Genomic DNA, 19,050 nt, shown 5'->3' with positions numbered 1-19,050 from the left:
GTATTATGCGTTGCGAACAACGCCCATTTTTTTCAATAGCTTCCGGTTTTCCCGGCGATGAATCAGCCGGTGAACAATAGCGTATATAATGGGTAATATTAACAAGGTAAGTATGGTTGATGTTACCAAACCGCCGATAACTACAATAGCCAAAGGTTTTTGTGTTTCTGAACCGATGCCTGTAGATACTGCTGCCGGCATTAAACCAATAGCAGCCATCAGGGCCGTCATCACTACAGGACGTACCCTGCTGATCACACCATCTAATATGGCTTTATCAAGTGGCATATGCTCTTCAAGGTTCTTTTTAAATACCGATACCAGGATCACCCCATTTTGGATGCAAACACCAAACAAGGCGATGAAACCAATACCTGCCGAGATGCTAAAATTAGTGCCCGTAATATGCAAGGCCAAAATGCCGCCTATCAACGCAAACGGTACGTTTAGGATTACCAATGTTGCATCTTTAGCGTTACCAAACGTTATAAACAGGATCAAAAATATAACCAGCAAACAGATAGGTACTACGTGCGCCAGGGTATTTGATGCACGGATCTGGTTTTCAAATTCGCCGGCCCATACATCGGTATAACCATGCTCAAAAGTAACTTTGGAGTGAACTTTTTCCTGAGCTTCTTTAATGGTACTGCCTAAATCGCGACCGCGAACCGAGAATTTTACCGCTATGTACCGGGTATTATTGTCCCTGTAAATAAACGCGGGACCAGTAATGGTACGGATAGTTGCGATCTCCTTAATAGCAATTTTGGAACCGTTAAGGGTAGGCACCATCAGGTTTTCTATCTTATCCTGTGTATCGCGGTAGTCTTTCTGATAACGGATCCTGATATCAAATCTGCGTTCACCTTCGTATAATTCAGTAGCGGCCTTACCACCAATTGCCATTTCAATAACCGAGTTGGCATCCGCAGTGGATACACCGTACAGCGCCATTTTACGCTGATCAAGTTCGATCCTGAATTCGGGCTGCCCTAAGTTGCGCAGCACACCCAAATCCTCAATACCCTGAACTGTTTTTAACACGCTCAAGATGCTATCGGCTTTTTTATCCAACGTTTCAAAATCGGGGCCGAATACCTTTACAGCTAAGGCTGCATTTACGCCAGCTACAGCTTCTTCCACATTATCGCGGATGGGTTGCGAGTAGTTGAATACAGCACCCGGAATCTTGCTCAGTTGCTTGTCCATCTGGTCAATCAGCTGATCTTCGCTTACACCGGGACGCCATTCGTCTTTCTTTTTCAAATCCACCTGGATCTGTACATCAAAGAAGCCTTTAGGGTCGGTACCGTCATTGGTACGGCCTACCTGGGCCAGTGTTTGCTTAACCTCAGGAAATTTAGCCAAAATCTGCATCATTTTTTGGTTGATCGCTTCTGCATTTGACAGCGAAACGCTCATCGGCAGCTCGGCTTCAACCCAAAGTGCCCCCTCGTTTAAATCGGGCAAAAACTCCGACCCTAAAAACTTAGCCGAGAAAAACGTGACCGCCATAAAGCCAACGGCAACCAACAGGCTTAGCTTTTGATTTTTATAGGTGAAGTTGAACATTCGGCGGATGCCGCTTTCAAAGAAGATAACAATTGGGTTGTGCTTTTCTTTTACATTTTTTTGCAGCAGGATGCTGGATAGGGCAGGCACCAGCGTGAGTGTGAAGATCAATGCACCTAACAAGGCAAAACCTAAGGTGTAAGCCAGCGGACTAAACATTTTGCCCTCAACCTTTTGAAACGCAAAGATGGGAATCAAACAGGTGATGATGATCAATTTAGAGAAGAAGATGGCTTTACCCATTTCGGCGCCTACATTTTTAAACAGGCCCAATTTGGCAAGGCCGTTGAACTTTTGCATACCCACTTCTTTGGCCCTGTGATCAAGAGCCACAAAAATACCCTCAACCATCACTACCGCGCCATCTATGATAATCCCGAAGTCGACCGCACCCATAGAAAGCAGGTTGGCACTCATGCCCTTTATCCGCATACACACAAAGGCGAATAACAGGGATAATGGGATGATGATGGCTACTGTTAAAGTAGTACGCCAGTCGGCCATGAACAGGAACACGATAACCGTTACCAGGATTATACCTTCGCATAAGTTATGGATCACCGTTTCAGTACAAAAATCCATGAGATTGGTACGGTCGTAAAAGGTATCTATCTTTACATCCTTTGGCAAAATGTTATCGTTCAGGTCTTTAACCTTATCCCTGATCTTGTCTAACACCTCGGCGGGGTTCTCTCCTTTACGCATTACTATAATGCCTTCCAATACATCCTTTTGCTTATCGCGGCTTACCTGGCCTAAACGTGGTAAACCAGCTTCTTTTACATCTGCAATATCCTTAGCCAGGATAGGTACGTTGTTTACATTTTTAATGATGATGTTTTGGATCTCATCAATATTATTGATCACCCCGATACCACGCACCACGTAGGCCTGGTCGTTCTTTTCAATCACATCGCCACCAACGTTAATGTTGCTACGGTTTATGGCGGAGTAAACATCCAAAGATGTCAATCCGTATTTTTGAAGAAGGGCCGGGTTAACGGCAACCTCGTATGTTTTTTCTTCACCACCAAAGCTGTTTACGTCGGCAACACCTGGTACCGATTTAAATTGGCGGTCAAGCACCCAATCTTGTATGGCCGTTAGCTCATGGATTGATTTGGTATGACTTTTTAATGTATAGCGATAGATCTCGCCTGTAGGGCCGTAGGGCGGCTCTACTTCGGGTTTAACACCATCGGGTAGGTCGGCATTACCCAGGCGGCTTAATACCTGCTGGCGCGCAAAAGCATCATCAACATCATCGTCAAAAATGATGCGCACGTAGGATAAACCAAATGCAGAGGTAGTACGCAGGTTTGCCTTTTTTTGTACCGAGTTTAACACGGTTTCCATCGGTATGGTAATCATTTTCTCCACTTCCTCGGCACTGCGGCCGGGCCATTGGGCAATAATGATGATCTGAGTATTGGTTACATCCGGAAACGTCTCGATGGGCGTATTCAGGTAGCTCCACACGCCAAGCACAACCAAAACCAGTGTCATAAAAAACACAAAGTAGCGGTGCCTCAGTGAAAAGTAGATTATATTTTTAATGAATTTATTCATTTTTATAGTATCAAGTAGTTAGTATCAAGTAGCAAGATTTTTTGGTTGTCAAATAGTTAGTATCATGTAGTAAGTATTAGTTATTGGTATCTGATTCCAAAAATTCGGTCTTGATACTTGATACTTACTACTTGATACTAAAAGATTAATCCCCCGTTATTGCATCGTATAATAGCAAGCCATTTTTGGATACTACTTTGTCGCCGGCTTGCAGGCCTGAGGCGATGTAGGTAACGTCGTCGACGGTTTTGATCACGCTTACTTCGCGTACTTTTAAATCGCAGGCGCTGTTGTAAACCACCACAAAGTTTTTGCTGCTGTCGAAGATCACCGCTTTGGCGGGTACCGAAACCGATGTAGCCGCATCGTTGTTGGTGATGATCACGTTGGTGAACATTTCTGGTTTTAACAGCATATCTGTATTGGGTAATACCACTTTTATCTTCATTACCTTGTTATCAGGATCAAGTACCGAGCTTACCGCGTCTACTTTGCCTTCAAATACTTTACCCGGATAAGCAATGGTGGTTACTTTGGCGGTGTAACCTGTTTTAACCTTGCTAATATCAGATTCAAACACATTGGCCCAGATCCATACATCTTTCATGTTTGAAATGGTAAACATGGTTGCATTATTATCCTGGCGAATGAAACCACCTGCCGTTACGTTTTTTTCTACAATGTAGCCGCTTTGCGGTGCTTTGATCACCAGTGTACCGCCTGCATTGGTATTGCCACCGCCATTAATAGATATTTGCTGCTGAATTTTGCGGTTAGCCGCTTCGGCTTTGTTATAGTTCTCTTTAGCTTCGGTATAATCGCGCTCGCTCGAAATGCCGTTTTTGTACAAGTATTCGGCCTGCTCCAACTGCCGTTTTGAAATGGCGAGGTCGGATTTTGTGGCCGATAGATCGGTATAGTTACCTGCAACATCGGCGCTGCGCATAATGGCAAGCGTTTGGCCCTTAGTAACCTTATCGCCGAGGGATACTTTTACTTCGATGACCTGTCCGCTGGAAAAAGGGAAAACCTTTACCACGTTGTTTTCATCATTTGAAACTTCGCCCGATAGACTAAGCTCATTTTTTATAGGGGTAGTTTTAGCGGTATCAATGGTGATAATTTTAGCCATCGAATCGCTTACGCAAACTGGTTTCTTTTCTTCAACAGGCTGGGGTTTCCCTTTGCAGGCAGCCAAAAACAGTAAAGCCGAGAGAGCAGGTATCAGCGTTTCTCTTTTCATCATATGGGTTATAAAGGTGTTTTAAGATTTAATTATGGTGGTACCGGTAGCAAAATTGAGATCGGCAATGGCCTTTTGCAGGTTGTATTGCTGTTGCAGTATTTTAAGCTTGGTATCTTTATAGGTATCAAAAAAGTCAACAAACTCAATCAAACTGATTTGCCTTTGCTGAAAGCTTTTAAGCATGCTGCTAAACAGTTTATCATACTGCTCATTAAATTCCAGTTGCTGGGTTGAGAATAGTTGTTGGTTCAGTTTATACTGATTTACAGCGGCCACCACATCGTTTTTAAGCTGAAGCTCGTTTTGCTTTAAAGTAGTTTCCTGGCTTTGGATATTATATTTGGCCGATTTGATATTGCCCTGGTTACGGTTAAACAAGGGCAGGGGCAAGCCAATTTGCAAACCGTAATAGTTACGGGCATAGCTGCTGTTTTGATCGTATGCGGCACCAATAGTTACATCGGGCACAGCCAAAGCTTTTTGATAAGCCAGGTTATGCGTTGCCGAACTTAGCTGGTATTGGTTTGAAAGATAATCGGGCCTGTTGGTTTTTGCCTGTTCTATCAGCGCAGCGACGTCGAGCGTAACGTTTTCTACAGGTTTATCATTAATGAGGGGGTAAACAAAAGCGGTCTCCTTGGTTTGCAGCAAAGTTTTTAGTTCGGTTTGCAAATCATTAACCTGTCGGTTGTTCTCAACCATGTCATTTTGCAAGCCAAAAAGCAAAGCTTTAAGACGAATGAGATCCTTCATCGACGTGTTACCGGCATCAAATGATTTTTGAATGGCGGCAACCAGGTTGGTGGCCGAGCTGATTTCGTTCTGATAAACCTTTTCCTGCGCGTTTAACGTAGCCAGCTGACTAAAATCTAATTGCAGGTTGTAGCGCAGGTTGCGCATCAGATCGGCAAAGGCGGCTTCCTGTACTTTGGCATCGTCTTCGGCAACTTTTACCTGTTTGCCGCGTTTGCCGGCAGTGGCAAATACCTGGCTCAGCTGTACAAATACTTGTCCGCTGTTGTTACCATGGTAAAAGAATTTTTTGCTGCCGCCGTCCCAAATATTTTGGTCGGTGCTTAGTACGGGGTTATCCCAAAGCTTTGCCTGTTGGATTAGTGCTTTTGAAGCTTCAACGTTATACTTTTGGGCTAATAGGCTCAGGTTATTTTCCAAAAACTGTTTTTCGGCGTCCTGGAAGTTAATTTTGAGCGTGTCGGTTTGGGCGGATGCCCGGTTTTCATTGCAGCATAAAAATACTACGCATAAAAACAGCAGGGTTTTTATTTTAAACATGTTCTCAATTCAATTCAACATTACAAAGCTTCATAACGGGTATGAATTTTGTATGAAGAGATGATTAATTAAACCAAATTTAAAACCAAAAGGAGTACTTTTTGTGTCCCTGAGGTTTTAATAAGCATGTTTAAACTATTATAAATATCTAAATATCAGCAGGTAAAAAAGAATAGCGCAACCGTTAAATTTCTATTGTAAATTCGTCGGCATCCTTCAAAAAAGGCAGTGCACGGCGTGCTTTTTTAACTTCATCAGCAATTATCGAGAAAGTGTACACATCATCTTCATCGCGTTTGTAGTAAACTACGTTGCCATTAGGGTCGATGCAGGTGGAGTCGCCTGAATGGTAAACCTCGTTACCGTCATGACCAACCCGGTTAACGCCAATTACGTAGGCCTGGTTTTCAACGGCGCGCGCTGGTAACAACGTACGCCAGTGTAAAGCGCGACGCTCGGGCCAGTTGGCTACCAAAATAAGCAGGTCATAAGGATTATCGGCATGGTTACGCAACCATACCGGGAAACGCAGATCATAACAGATCATTGGGCAAATTCTCCAGCCGTTCAGTTCTACAAAAAGCTTTTCGGTACCGGCTGTATAGGTGTTATGTTCCTTACCTAAGGCGAATAGGTGGCGTTTATCGTAGTGATCATAAGTGCCATCAGTGCGCATCCAAATGAGGCGGTTATAGTATTTGTCGTTTTCTTTAATAATGATGCTGCCGGTAACAACGCAATCATATTGCCGGGCTATTTCATGCATCCATTTCATGGTTTTACCGTCCATTGGTTCGGCAAGGCGTTCGGCATCCATGGTGAAACCGGTGCTAAACATTTCGGGCAGAATGATCAGATCTGTTTTTTCACGAATACCTCCCGATAAACGAAGTGAAATATTTTGTAAATTTTTATCAGTATTTTCCCAAAAAAGGTATCCTTGAAAAACGGTTATCTTCAAATTATCCATATTTTTTAGTTCATGGTTAATAGTTCATCGTTCATAGATGAAGTTTGCAAATTATTGTGAAAAGTGATAAGCTGGCAGGGAACAACCCTTAAATTGCGGCTATGATCCATCAACTATGAACCATAAACCTAATTTATACTTTCAATAACCTATCAACGGCATTATCTAAAGTTTCTTGCCTTTTGGCGAAACAAAACCTTAACACATGATGGTCTATACCCTTGCTGTAAAAGGCCGAAACAGGTATAGAAGCCACCCCAAATTCCCGAATTAAACGCAGTGCGAAGTCAGCGTCTTTTTCGTCGGTAATATTGCTGTAACTTACTGATTGAAAATATGATCCATAGCAGGGGAGTAGTTCAAAACGTGTTTGCTCCAATCCCTTGCGGAAGTAGTCTCTTTTTTCCTGGAAAAATGCCGGTAAGCTCAAATAAGTTTCTTCATTTTTTAAATGCTCGGCAATGGCATATTGAATAGGCGTGTTTACCGCGAACACCAAAAACTGGTGAATTTTTCTAAACTCCAGCATCAGGTTTGCAGGGGCCATGCAGTAGCCCACCTTCCAACCGGTAGCATGGAAAGGCTTGCCAAATGAGGCTACTATAAAGCTGCGTTGCTGCAACTCGGGGTAACGTGCTATACTATGGTGGGTTTCGCCGTCGTAAATCAGGTGCTCATATACCTCATCGCTTAAAATCAAAATATCCTGATTTTTAACCAGCGCGCTCAACTCATCAATATCCTCCTTATGCAAAATAGTTGCCGTTGGGTTATGCGGCGAGTTGAGGATGATCATTTTGGTTTTATGGTTGATGAGCCTTTTCACCATATCCCAGGCAATGCGGTAATTAGGTGGCTCCAACGCTAATGATTTTACCACACCGCCCATCAGCTTAATAGCAGGGGCATAACAATCAAATGCGGGCTCAAAAATAATCACCTCATCATTTGGGTGGATCATTGCGCTTATAACCGTAAATATGGCTTGTGTGCCGCCTGCGGTGATGGTAATTTCAGTGTCGGGGTTATAAACCGCGCCGTATAATTTTTCTGTCTTTTCGGCTATGCGTTCACGCAGGCTCATTACGCCGGCCATTTGCGCATACTGGTTGTGCCCATCCTTCATTGCTTTGTTAACCAGCTCGATTAACTCGGGCGAACAATTATAATCCGGAAACCCCTGTGATAGATTTATAGCACCAACCTCATTGGCCAGGGCAGACATAACCGTGAAAATAGTTGTGCCGGTTTGGGGGAGTTTTGAAACAACTTGAATCATGTATGGGCTAAAGTAAACAAAAAACTATAATCATATCAATCTAATATAATGCAATTATAGTTTTTTGAAAATATGTAGCGTTTTAGGAAAAATAATATCAACAGATATCCTAACGAATAGCTTAGTTCAAGGGGGCATCAATTTTGCAGTCTATTTTTGATTTCGCCAGGCTTTTAGGGAGATCAGGTTACCGGTGATTGTATCATAATATTTTATGACATAACTGTTTGGATTTACGGCAAAATTAAAATGAGTAAAGTAGCTGGCACCATTATCTTCGGCAACTTTTACCCAAAAGTTCCCCTGCTTTTTTGTCGGTTTTTCCGATATGTAAAACATAAGATGCCTTTTTCCTTTAGTCATCTTTTCTACATATTGTTCTCTTTTGACTACTTCGGGCAACTTTTCAACCATTACTAAAACCTTTCTTTCCTTACCCATAAGTAGAGCTGACGACTGTGCGTGCACGCTATGTAAGAAAACAACCATCAAGGCAGAGAATAAAAAGATTAGCAACTTTATCATATGGACATAAAGTTAATGAAAGAGAGTTCTTATTTTGTGTCCTGCCAAATATTTTCTATTTATTTACATTATGCAAGATGAATTATCGCATACAAAGCCGTACCTGAAATACCCACCCAAAGCAGCACGCCTTGCATAAACGGCTTAAAACCAACAGACATTAGTACAGTGCGCGACAGGCCGGCACCAATAAGAAATAAAGTGAGTGTTAATCCTGCTTTGGCTATCATGATAAAATAGGGGCTGATAAACGAAACTACAGGTATATAGGTATTAGCTATCATGGCCAAAACAAACAAACCGATAAAATAGGGTATACTGATCTTTTTTGATTTGTTTTTGAACAGGAACGATGATATAAAAGCTACCGGGATGATCCACAAAGTCCTGGCCAGTTTAACCGTGGTGGCTACCTCTAAGGCATGTGTACCATATTTACCGGCTGCGCCAACTACAGAGCTGGTATCGTGAATGGCTATAGCACACCATAAGCCAAATTGCGTTTGCGATAAATCCAGGTAATGACCTATTATGGGGAAAATAAATAATGCTACCGAGTTAAGTATAAATACACAGCCCAGGGCAACGGAGATCTGCTTTTCTTCGGCTTTAATTACCGGTGATATGGCCGCTATGGCGCTTCCGCCGCAAATGGCAGTGCCTGCCGAGATCAGGAATGATGTTTTCTTTTCGATATTGAACCATTTGCCAATTAAATAACCAAAAGTGAGTGTACTGATGATTGATATGATAGTGAATAGAATGCCCTCTTTACCAGCTTGTAAGGCACTATGTACGTTCATGCCGAAGCCTAAACCCACAACTGACATCTGTAATAAAATATGCGTAGCCTTATGGTTTAAATGTAAATAAGGGTGCCCGGTAAATTGTGCTATTACCAAACCCATTAGTAACGCTATTGCGGGGCTGATAAAAGGCGTTAAACAAAGTGTAACACAAATGGCGAAAATTACAACACGTACATTTTTATTAAGGTTGATTAACAGTGCACCGGTATTATTGGTCACTTGATTTTGAGTATTCATTCTTTTGTTTTTTGATACTCAAAGGTGGGCTTTTACACTACGTAGTTTTCATCACAATAATCAATCTTAAATAACTTTAAGTTATGGGTATTTATACATTGTGCTCATTAACTATTTGGAGTGTAAACAACCAATAATTATTTTACCTTTTGGTAAACGCTATTTTAACGCCCATCAACACAAAAACCACCGCCGAAAATTTGTTGAGCCATACTCCAAACGAAGACTTTTGCTTTAATCGCGCCGAAAGCGAACCAGCAAAAAGGGTGATAACAGTAAACCAAATTACCGTCATAGTGGCGTAAGTAACACCTAATAAAATAAAAGGTAAGGCATTATGAATATACAACGTTTGTATAAACTGCGGAAAAAAGGCCAGGAAAAAGATGGCCACCTTAGGATTAAGCGTGTTGGTAAGCACTGCCGATAGATAGGTTTTTCTTGCAGGCTCGGCAATAACCGCGGCATCTGATTTTACTACTTCATCCTTTGAAAAAAATTTGTTAACGCCCAGGTACACCAGATAAGCAGCACCGGCGTATTTCACAAAACTAAATACCATGGCCGACTGCGACAATATCAGCGATAAGCCAAACGCCGCTAAAGTAGTATGCACCAACACCCCGGTTGTAATACCCAAAGTAGCATACATGCCCGTTTTTTTACCCTGCGCTATTGATTTGTTTAACACAAACATGGTGTCAATACCCGGTGACATAATGAACAGGAATGAGGTAACCAAAAAGGTTGTGAAATTTATAATGCCCATAGCGCAAAGGTATTAAATATACGAGTGAAGTGCATTTATGTTGTGTATTGCGATAGGTTTCAAATAAAGTAACAATAAAGTTGTTGAAGTTTTGCACCAATGGAGCAAATTTGTTTTTATTTTGTTTCTACAAAGCTTTAACCCCTATGGGGTTGTATGATGTCCGGTTTTGTGTTCCAGAGGAACACGAGCTTTGTAGCGAGTATAGACAAGTCATTTTTTGCTCCGTAGGTGCAAAACTCAACAATACAAGGTGCGGATAAGTGTCTATCCCAATCAAATTCAAAAAGCTTTTTGCTATTTTTAACCCATGAGCACATTTGCCGATAGGATCATCAATTTTAATAAAAACCTGCAATATAATGGCACCCTGCCTGCAGGTATCAGCATCATGAACCCCTTTAGGGATAATGATTTTGCATTCGATATTTCATCGCAATTTTACCGTAAGTATTATAATGATGAACATCCAAGGCACCTGGTGCTGGGAATTAACCCCGGTAGGTTTGGTTCGGGTATGACCGGTGTTTCTTTTACAGATCCGAAGCGGATGATTGCTCAATGCCAGATCCCTTATACCGGGCCGATAACCCATGAGCCATCGTCAGAATATGTGTATGATATGATCAAGGCCTTTGGCGGTATCACAGAATTTTATCAGCAATTTTATATCCATTCGGTTTGTCCCTTAGGATTTACGATTACCGGGCCAAAGGGTAAAGAAGTGAACTACAATTATTACGATATGCCCGAGCTATCTAAAGCTGTATATCCTTTTATTATAGAAAACCTGCAAAAGCAAATTGCCATAGGCTTTGAAACTGATGTTTGCTTTTGTTTCGGCACAGGTAAAAATGAGGCCTTCCTCAGGAAGCTTAATGATGAGCAGCAGTTTTTTAAAAAGATAATAGCGCTTGAACATCCCCGGTTTATTATGCAATATAAATCCAAAACAAAGCTGGATTATATTGATAAGTACGTAAAGGCCTTTAGCGAGGTAGTTATTTAGTGGTAATATCACGGTGATGATCATCAAACTCCTTGCCTGTAGCGTGGTAGTTTTTGATGAATGCTGCCAGTTGTTTCAATTCAAAATCTGTAAGCTCGGTACCACCGGCGTAATGATAGCCAAGTTCAGAGTCATCTAAAAATATAGCGCCAAGGTAGCCCTTATCAAAAGTTTTTGCACTGTCGGTATCCCGGTATAGCTTGTAAGTTCCACCTTTGTTATCTTCAGCTTTATTGGTATCTGCAGGGTCTACAGCAATCTCTATATGTGTTCCGTCGGCCTTATTAATGCCGAATGTTACGCCGCTGGTGATCATAGTATTTATATTTATTAGTTAGACAACAGGCGAGGGAATTTGTTTGTCACATTAAATCCAGATTTTAGGTTAAGTATATTAATGGGGATAGGAGCAGTGTAAAGCATTTATTCTCTCAAATGTCCATGCCACCATCCCTCATCATTTTGCCAATTAATTACTCCAAAAGTATTCGTGTAATTTAGAATAATTGGTGTAATTAGTGATCCATATGCAAGTATTGACCTGTATACAATCGGCTATTAATTTTGCCGGCTTTTGAAATAAAATTAAAAAGTTTTAATATGTTTATAAAATTATTCATAAGGCAAAAACTCGCTTGGTTTTTTATCACGGTGGCCTGTTGATTGAGGTTTTAAATATTAATTACATACTATTGATGATAGCACCCGCCAAAAATTTAATCAGGTATTGTTCTGCCGTATTCCTGCTGAGTCTGAGTGTTTCCCTTACAGCCGGCGCCCAGGATGCCACCAAATATCCGTTGATCCCGTATCCAACCAATTTAACGGCGGGCGAGGGCTCATTCGTGATCACCTCGCAAACAACCATTGTAACTGCCAAACAATTTACCGGCGAAGCTGCCGAACTGAATAAATTATTGGCAAAAGGTTTAGGGTCATCATTAAAAATGACTAAAACTGCTGGTCAGCATACGATAAAATTAGTTTATGATGCAGGTATTACGGCACCGGAAGCTTACCGGTTAACCATAACGCCGCAGGCTGTAACTATTAAAGCCAATGACCCCGCCGGTGTATTTCATGCTGTGGAAACCATCAGGCAGCTATTACCTGTAGCCATTGAAAAAGGAATAACAAGTAAAAAACTGGTTTTGCCCGCCGTGGCTATTGATGATCAGCCTGCTTACGCCTGGCGCGGGATGCATTTGGATGTATCGCGTCACTTTTTTTCGATTAGCTACCTGAAAAAATTTATTGACAGGATGGCGCTTTATAAGATGAACAAGCTGCACCTGCATTTAACTGACGATCAGGGCTGGCGCATCGAAATAAAAAAATATCCTAAACTAACCGAAGAAGGCGCATGGCGCACCTTTGATAAAAACGATACCGCCTGCACCAAACGTTCAAAAGATAATCCCGATTTTACCATCGATAAAGAGCATATCATTCAAAAGAATGGTAAAACGCTGTATGGCGGCTTTTACACCCAACAACAGATGAAGGGCGTTGTAGCCTATGCCGCGGCAAAGCACATTGATATTATTCCCGAAATTGATATGCCCGGTCACATGATGGCTGCCATTAACTCGTACCCGTTTTTAACCTGTAACGGCGAAAATAAATGGGGAACACTGTTCACCAAACCAATTTGCCCTTGTAACGAAACTACTTTTGAGTTTGCGCAGAATGTTTTTGACGAGATCATGGAGATTTTCCCATCTAAATATATTCATATTGGCGGGGACGAGGTGGACCGTACCGACTGGGGTAAATCCGACGCCTGCAAAGCTTTAATGGAAAAAGAAGGGATCAAAGACCTGGCAGCCCTGCAAAGCTATTTCATTAACCGCATGGAGAAATATTTTAACTCCAAAGGCCGCAAGCTAATAGGTTGGGACGAGATCATTGAAGGCGGCATTAGCCCAACGGCTATCGTGATGTATTGGCGCACCTGGGTGCCAAAAGCACCGGTTGAGGCTGTTAAAAACGGCAATACCGTGATCATGACGCCTGGCGAACCGCTTTACTTTGATAATCAGCCCGATCAGTATTCTATTGATAAGGTTTACCATTTTAATCCCATCCCTAAAGTTTTAAACGCGCAGGAAGCTAAATCGATCATTGGAGCGCAAGCCAACCTCTGGTCTGAAAATATCCCGTCAGAACGCAGGGCCGATTACATGAGCATGCCAAGAATGACAGCCCTTGCCGAATGTTTATGGACAAATGACGATGCTAAATATAATTCATACCTGCAGCGCCTTGTAAAACAATACAGCAGGATGGATGCCATGAAAATTAACTACCGCCTGCCCGATTTGCCAAACCTGTTAAACGAATACGTTTTTACAGACGAAGGTAAGCTGAGCATTGCATCGCCGCTAAATACCCTTACCATCCGTTACACCACAGATGGCACATTGCCAAATGTTAGTTCGCCGGTTTTGCCATTAACATTGGTCATCAAAAAATCTGAATTGATCAGGGTGGCTGAATTTACCCCATCTGGCGTACGAGGCGACGTTTACAACTTAAACTATACCAAACAAAACATGCTTGGCCCGGTAAAAATTGCCCCGCCCAAGCCCGGATTGGCCTGTACCTATTATAAAGCCTATTTTAAAGAAACAGCTTTAATGCAAAACGCTAAGGTTGATAGTACCTTTACTACCGATAAAATTGAGGTGCCATCAACAGTAAAAGCGCCATCGTTTGGTATTACCTATAAAGGTTATATTGATGTACCCGCCGATGGTATTTACAGCTTTTATTTAACTTGTGATGATGGTGGTGTATTAAAGATTGGCCCGGGTGTAGTTGTTAATAACGATGGCAACCATTCGGCACAGGAACGCAGCGGGCAAATTGCCTTGGCAATGGGTGCGCATCCTTTTAAACTTGATTTTATTGAGGGCGGCGGTGGCTTTACCCTCAAACTAAAATATAGTGTTAACGGCTCAGCTCCGCAGGATGTACCAGCCGCCTGGTTTAAAAATTAATGATCTTTATGAAAAAGTTTACGGGCGTAGCCTTATTGTTAATTATTGCTTTACAAAGCTTTGGGCAGACAGCTCCCAAACCCTACGGCAAGTTACCTACTAAAGGGCAGCTTAACTGGCAGGAAATGGGCATGTACTGTATAATCCATTATGGAGTTGATGTGTATACCAACAAGGAGTGGGGTTACGGCGATGAAGATCCAAAGCTCATCAATCCGTCGCACTTTAGTGCTATGCAAATTGTGGCCGCCGCCAAAGCCGGTGGTTTTAAAGGCGTGGTAGTGGTTGCCAAACACCATGATGGCTTTTGTATTTGGCCAACCAAAACAACCGAGCATAATATTTCCAAAAGCCCTTACAAAAATGGCAAAGGCGATATGATGAAAGAATACCGTGAGGCATGCGATAAATTAGGCATGCAGTTGGGTGTATATTGCTCGCCATGGGATAGGAACAATCCAAACTATGGTACCGCGGATTATGTAAAGATCTACCGGGAGCAATTAAAAGAATTATATACCAATTATGGTCCGCTGTTTATTTCATGGCACGATGGAGCCAACGGAGGTGATGGTTATTACGGTGGCAAGCGCGAAGTAAGGAAGATAGACCGTTCAACTTATTACGGCTGGGACACTACCTGGGCTATTACCCGTAAGCTACAGCCTAATGCCGTTATTTTTGGCGATGTTGGGCCTGATGTTCGTTGGGTAGGTAACGAGGAAGGTCACGCCGGCGAGACCTGTTGGGCTACCTATACGCCTCATGCGCCCGATGAGGGTAAAAAGCCGGGCAACGGTTATGTGAAAGATTATGAAGGTACCGAAGGGACCCGTAACGGTGATTACTGGATGCCTGCCGAGTGCGATGTATCATTAAGACCAGGATGGTTTTACCACAAAACGCAGGATGATGGTGTAAAATCACCCTATACTTTGTTAGATCTGTACTACAAAAGCGTAGGCCGCGGGGCAGCGCTGGATTTAGGTCTATCGCCCGATCCAAAGGGCATCGTCAACGAAATCGACGTAAAATCCCTTACCGAATTTGGCAATTTGTTGAAGCAAACTTTTGCCCTTAACCTGGCTAAAGGCGCAACGCTTACCGCAAGCAATGTGCGCGGCGGTAATAAAGCGCAGTTTGGTCCGCAGATGTTGTTGGATAATGACAGGTACAGCTATTGGGCAACTGATGATAAAGTGACCACTCCCGAGGTAACTATCGATCTGCACACCCCAAAAACTTTTAACGTGATCAGGCTGAGGGAAAACATCAAATTAGGCCAGCGGATTGAAGCTGTTGAGTTAGATGCCTGGATGAATGGCAAATGGCAGCAAATTGGTGCTGCAACCAGCATTGGTGGCAACAGGCTGATCCGTTTAACACAGAATATTACAGCCTCTAAATTAAGGTTGAGGGTAACCAAATCGCCGGTTTGCATAGCACTAAGCGATTTTGGATTGTTTAAAGAGCCGGTACATTTAACAGCTCCTAAAATAATTCGCAACAAAAAAGGTGAGGTGAACATCACTACCGAAGCGCCGGTAAGTTCTATCCATTATACCATGAATGGGCAGGAACCAACGTTAAACTCGCCGGTTTATAAAGAAGCGTTTACACTTGCAGATGGTGGCATCGTTAAAGCCCGCAGCTTTGAAGGTAAAACGCAAATGAGCGATGTATCATTCGCGTCCTTAGGCTATGCCAAAGCTGATTGGAAAGTTATAGATGCCAGCCCTGCCAATGATGGCGGTAACCGCGCAGAAAACGCCATTGATGAACGTGCCGGCACCTTGTATAGCACTTTGACAAAGGAAAGCGCAACCTATCCGCAACAGATCACAATAGACCTGGGCAAGGAATTGCCCATAAGAGCATTTGGTTACTTACCAAGGCAGGATAAGCAGGCTGAAGGTATTGTAGATCAGTATGTTTTTTATACCAGTATTGATGGTAAGGAATGGACAAAAGTTGCAGCAGGCGAGTTCTCAAACATTAAATCGAACCCTATTGAGCAGCCGGTGGTTTTAGGCAAGCCTGTTAACGCCAGGTATTTTAAATTTGAATCAGCACATGTTATTGCAGGTAATGGCATTACTGTAGCCGAATTAAGCGTTTATTAATAAACTATTATATACCGTGGTTTATGTTTGACGAAACATTCATCACCGTAAAATTTCTATCGTAACAAATGAAAAAACAGATCTGTTTGGCCGGGGTACTGGCAGTTTTAGCATTCAATTCCTTTGGGCAGGCACCTAAAAAAAAGGTGACTACCAAAGCAGCCAGTTTTACCAAATACGTTGATCCGTACATTGGTACAGGTTTCCATGGGCATGTGTTTGTTGGGGCCAACGTACCTTTTGGCGCGGTGCAATTAGGCCCAACCAACCTAAGCGAAGGTTGGGACTGGTGTTCTGGCTACCACATTTCCGATTCGACAATCGTCGGATTTCAACATACCCACCTGAGTGGTACCGGCATCGGCGATTTAGGTGATATCTCTTTTATGCCCACAACCGGCCCAATCAAAACCTATAAAGGTGGTTTAAAAAGTATGGAAAGCGGCTATGTATCGCTGTTTAGCCATAAAGACGAGGTTGTAAAACCCGGCTATTACAAAGTAAAATTAAAACGCTATGATATTGGCGTTGAGTTAACCGCAAGTACCCGTGTTGGGATGCATAAATATACTTTCCCGGCTTCAAAAAACGCGCATATCATCATCGACCTGCAGGAAGGTATTGGCTGGGATAAAGCTAAAGAAACCTATATTAAACAGGAGGATCAATACACCATTACCGGCTATCGTTTTTCAAAAGGCTGGGCCGATGATCAGCGTATTTATTTTACGGCTGTTTTCTCAAAACCGATAAAAAACTTTGCCGTATATGATAGCACTGCTAAAGCTGGTACACAAGTTAAAGGTACCAAGGTTAAGGGTGTTATCAGCTTTGAAACCACCAAAGGCGAGGTTGTTTATGCCAAGGTAGGGATCTCGCCGGTAAGCTCGGCAAATGCCTTGCTCAACATTAAAGCCGAAATACCGGGATGGGATTTTAATAAGGTAGTAGCCCAGGCCGACCAGGCCTGGAATGCGCAGTTGGGCAAGATAAGCATCAAAGCCGATTCTCTTTCTCAGCTTAAAAAATTCTATACCGCGTTTTATCACTCTATGATAGCTCCGTCCATATTTAACGATGTGAATGGCGATTATTGGGGAACTGATAAAAAGGTGCATAAAAATGTAGGTTTCAACAACGTAACCACGTTTTCGCTTTGGGATACATACCGGTCAAATAATCCACTATCCACCATTATTCACCCCGAGCATACCAACGATATGATCAACTCCATGCTGGCAATTTACCAGCAGCAAGGCAGCCTGCCCGTTTGGCATTTAATGGCCAACGAAACCAATTGTATGGTGGGCTACAGCGCTGTGCCGGTTGTTGCAGACGCGCTGTTGAAAGGCTATGACGGTTTTGATCATAACCTTGCTTACGAGGCCATGAAAACCACGGCTATGGAAGATGCCCGTGGTATTAAGTACGTGAAAAAATATGGTTTTATTCCTGCCGATAGTAGCCGCGAGTCGGTATCAATGGGGTTAGAATACGCTATTGACGATTGGTGTCTGGCACAGGTAGCCAAAAAAATGGGCAAAACAGCCGATTACGAATACTTTAGCAAACGCGGACAGTATTACAAAAATTATTACGATCCTAAAGCAGGTTTTATGCGCGGCCGTTTATCACAAACCGAATGGCGTACACCTTATAGTCCGTTTATCTCTATCCATGAAACCGGCGACTTTACCGAAGGCAATGGCTGGGAATATACCTTCCTGGTACCACAGGATGTTGAAGGCATGATCAAGATGCTGGGTGGCGAAGAAAAATTCAACATCAAACTTGATTCGTTGTTTATTGCCGAGGGCGATATGGGTAAATTCAAATCGCCGGATGTATCGGGTTTAATAGGGCAGTACGCGCACGGCAATGAGCCGGGCCACCCCATGACCTACTATTATGATTACTCGGGCCAGCCGTGGAAAACTGCCGAAAAGGTGCGCTACGTGCTTGATTATTTTTATACTGATAAAACCGATGGTATCATAGGTAACGAGGATGTTGGTCAGATGTCGGCCTGGTATGTACTATCAGCACTTGGCTTTTACCCGGTAAACCCTGCAAACGGATTGTACGTATTTGGCAGCCCGGTTATTAACGAGGCTACGTTGAAATTGCAAGGCAACAAAACCTTCCACATCGTGGTTAAAAATAACGGCCCTAAAAACATATACATCAATAGCATGTCCCTAAATGGCGTTAACCACACCAAAACCTATTTCGCACATAAAGACCTGATGAAAGGCGGCGAAATGGTAATTACCATGGGCGATAAACCAGGTAAAGTTTGGGGAGTAGGCGAGACCAATAAAGCGGTCTCGGTAGCGAAGTAAGAGTAATTAAAAGCTATGTTATTGCGAGGAACGAAGCAATCGCGAACTGTGCAGATCCGCCCTGTAGAGCATGAGATTGCTTCGTGCCTCGCAATGACATGGTGGACTTGTCATGGGTAGCAACGAAGCAATCGCGAACTGTGCAGATCCACCCTGTAGAGAATGAGATTGCTTCCTTGCTTATAATGACGTCCATGTAAGTTATTGATTTCCAGCATTGCTTCTTTTGTAGAGACGAAATATTTTGCGTCTCCCGCTATACAGAGCGGATTTGTGAGATTTTAAATTTGCGTGGTGCATTT

The 19,050-nt window shown here is 42.8% G+C and carries 13 protein-coding genes; 4 read left to right on the top strand and 9 right to left on the bottom strand.

Features of this window, described 5'->3' with window-relative positions:
• Positions 1-3: 3 nt before the first annotated feature.
• The 8 genes from FHS10_RS09330 to FHS10_RS09295 form a co-directional block, all read right to left on the bottom strand.
• Complete coding sequence (locus FHS10_RS09330; protein WP_259089641.1) at positions 4-3,144, bottom strand: efflux RND transporter permease subunit; 3,141 nt, start codon at positions 3,142-3,144, stop codon at positions 4-6.
• Positions 3,145-3,289: 145 nt separating this feature from the next.
• A complete protein-coding gene (locus FHS10_RS09325; protein WP_259089640.1) occupies positions 3,290-4,390 on the bottom strand; it encodes an efflux RND transporter periplasmic adaptor subunit in 1,101 nt (366 codons plus the stop codon).
• Positions 4,391-4,408: 18 nt separating this feature from the next.
• Positions 4,409-5,683 (bottom strand): TolC family protein, encoded by a 1,275-nt coding sequence (locus FHS10_RS09320; protein ID WP_259089639.1) that lies wholly within the window; start codon positions 5,681-5,683, stop codon positions 4,409-4,411.
• Between the two features lie 184 nt (positions 5,684-5,867).
• Positions 5,868-6,653 carry an amidohydrolase gene (locus FHS10_RS09315; RefSeq protein ID WP_259089638.1) on the bottom strand — a complete coding sequence of 262 codons (786 nt, stop codon included), beginning with the start codon at positions 6,651-6,653 and terminating at the stop codon, positions 5,868-5,870.
• A 133-nt stretch (positions 6,654-6,786) separates the two neighbouring features.
• Positions 6,787-7,932, bottom strand: a complete 1,146-nt coding sequence (locus tag FHS10_RS09310) for a methionine aminotransferase (RefSeq protein ID WP_259089637.1) — start codon at positions 7,930-7,932, stop codon at positions 6,787-6,789.
• A gap of 150 nt (positions 7,933-8,082) precedes the next feature.
• Positions 8,083-8,457, bottom strand: a complete 375-nt coding sequence (locus FHS10_RS09305) for a hypothetical protein (RefSeq protein WP_259089636.1) — start codon at positions 8,455-8,457, stop codon at positions 8,083-8,085.
• 68 nt (positions 8,458-8,525) lie between these two features.
• Entirely contained in the window at positions 8,526-9,503 is a 978-nt protein-coding gene (locus FHS10_RS09300; RefSeq protein ID WP_259089635.1) for a YeiH family protein, read from the bottom strand.
• 142 nt (positions 9,504-9,645) lie between these two features.
• Positions 9,646-10,272, bottom strand: a complete 627-nt coding sequence (locus tag FHS10_RS09295) for a LysE family translocator (RefSeq protein ID WP_259089633.1) — start codon at positions 10,270-10,272, stop codon at positions 9,646-9,648.
• Between the two features lie 310 nt (positions 10,273-10,582).
• Between FHS10_RS09295 and FHS10_RS09290 the strand changes: the two genes are divergently transcribed.
• Positions 10,583-11,281, top strand: coding sequence for an SMUG2 DNA glycosylase family protein (locus FHS10_RS09290; RefSeq protein WP_259089632.1), 699 nt, complete (start codon positions 10,583-10,585; stop codon positions 11,279-11,281).
• On the opposite strand, the gene FHS10_RS09285 is transcribed toward FHS10_RS09290, so the two are convergent.
• Positions 11,274-11,597: a hypothetical protein gene (locus FHS10_RS09285; RefSeq protein WP_259089631.1), complete on the bottom strand. Its 324-nt coding sequence runs from the start codon at positions 11,595-11,597 to the stop codon at positions 11,274-11,276. The genes FHS10_RS09290 and FHS10_RS09285 overlap by 8 nt on opposite strands.
• Before the next feature lie 379 nt (positions 11,598-11,976).
• Here FHS10_RS09285 and FHS10_RS09280 point away from each other — a divergent pair, with 379 nt between their 5' ends.
• From FHS10_RS09280 to FHS10_RS09270, 3 genes are all read left to right on the top strand, one after another.
• On the top strand, positions 11,977-14,283 hold the full coding sequence (locus FHS10_RS09280) for a family 20 glycosylhydrolase (RefSeq protein WP_259089630.1): 2,307 nt from the start codon (positions 11,977-11,979) through the stop codon (positions 14,281-14,283).
• 8 nt (positions 14,284-14,291) lie between these two features.
• Complete coding sequence (locus tag FHS10_RS09275; protein ID WP_259089627.1) at positions 14,292-16,406, top strand: alpha-L-fucosidase; 2,115 nt, start codon at positions 14,292-14,294, stop codon at positions 16,404-16,406.
• Between the two features lie 68 nt (positions 16,407-16,474).
• Positions 16,475-18,748: a GH92 family glycosyl hydrolase gene (locus FHS10_RS09270; protein ID WP_259089626.1), complete on the top strand. Its 2,274-nt coding sequence runs from the start codon at positions 16,475-16,477 to the stop codon at positions 18,746-18,748.
• The last annotated feature ends 302 nt before the right edge of the window (positions 18,749-19,050 follow it).

The sequence above is a fragment of the Mucilaginibacter dorajii genome (assembly GCF_024808255.1).
Lineage (GTDB): Bacteria > Bacteroidota > Bacteroidia > Sphingobacteriales > Sphingobacteriaceae > Mucilaginibacter > Mucilaginibacter dorajii.
Note: the sequence above shows the minus strand (reverse complement) of the source record. Positions and strands in the feature narration are given on the sequence as shown.

Coding starts and splice junctions, on each gene's coding strand:
- FHS10_RS09280 (WP_259089630.1), top strand. CDS start 11,977: ATGATAGCACCCGCCAAAAATTTAATCAGGTATTGTTCTGCCGTATTC.
- FHS10_RS09325 (WP_259089640.1), bottom strand. CDS start 4,390: ATGATGAAAAGAGAAACGCTGATACCTGCTCTCTCGGCTTTACTGTTT.
- FHS10_RS09285 (WP_259089631.1), bottom strand. CDS start 11,597: ATGATCACCAGCGGCGTAACATTCGGCATTAATAAGGCCGACGGAACA.
- FHS10_RS09315 (WP_259089638.1), bottom strand. CDS start 6,653: ATGGATAATTTGAAGATAACCGTTTTTCAAGGATACCTTTTTTGGGAA.
- FHS10_RS09295 (WP_259089633.1), bottom strand. CDS start 10,272: ATGGGCATTATAAATTTCACAACCTTTTTGGTTACCTCATTCCTGTTC.
- FHS10_RS09270 (WP_259089626.1), top strand. CDS start 16,475: ATGAAAAAACAGATCTGTTTGGCCGGGGTACTGGCAGTTTTAGCATTC.
- FHS10_RS09275 (WP_259089627.1), top strand. CDS start 14,292: ATGAAAAAGTTTACGGGCGTAGCCTTATTGTTAATTATTGCTTTACAA.
- FHS10_RS09300 (WP_259089635.1), bottom strand. CDS start 9,503: ATGAATACTCAAAATCAAGTGACCAATAATACCGGTGCACTGTTAATC.
- FHS10_RS09310 (WP_259089637.1), bottom strand. CDS start 7,932: ATGATTCAAGTTGTTTCAAAACTCCCCCAAACCGGCACAACTATTTTC.
- FHS10_RS09320 (WP_259089639.1), bottom strand. CDS start 5,683: ATGTTTAAAATAAAAACCCTGCTGTTTTTATGCGTAGTATTTTTATGC.
- FHS10_RS09305 (WP_259089636.1), bottom strand. CDS start 8,457: ATGATAAAGTTGCTAATCTTTTTATTCTCTGCCTTGATGGTTGTTTTC.
- FHS10_RS09290 (WP_259089632.1), top strand. CDS start 10,583: ATGAGCACATTTGCCGATAGGATCATCAATTTTAATAAAAACCTGCAA.
- FHS10_RS09330 (WP_259089641.1), bottom strand. CDS start 3,144: ATGAATAAATTCATTAAAAATATAATCTACTTTTCACTGAGGCACCGC.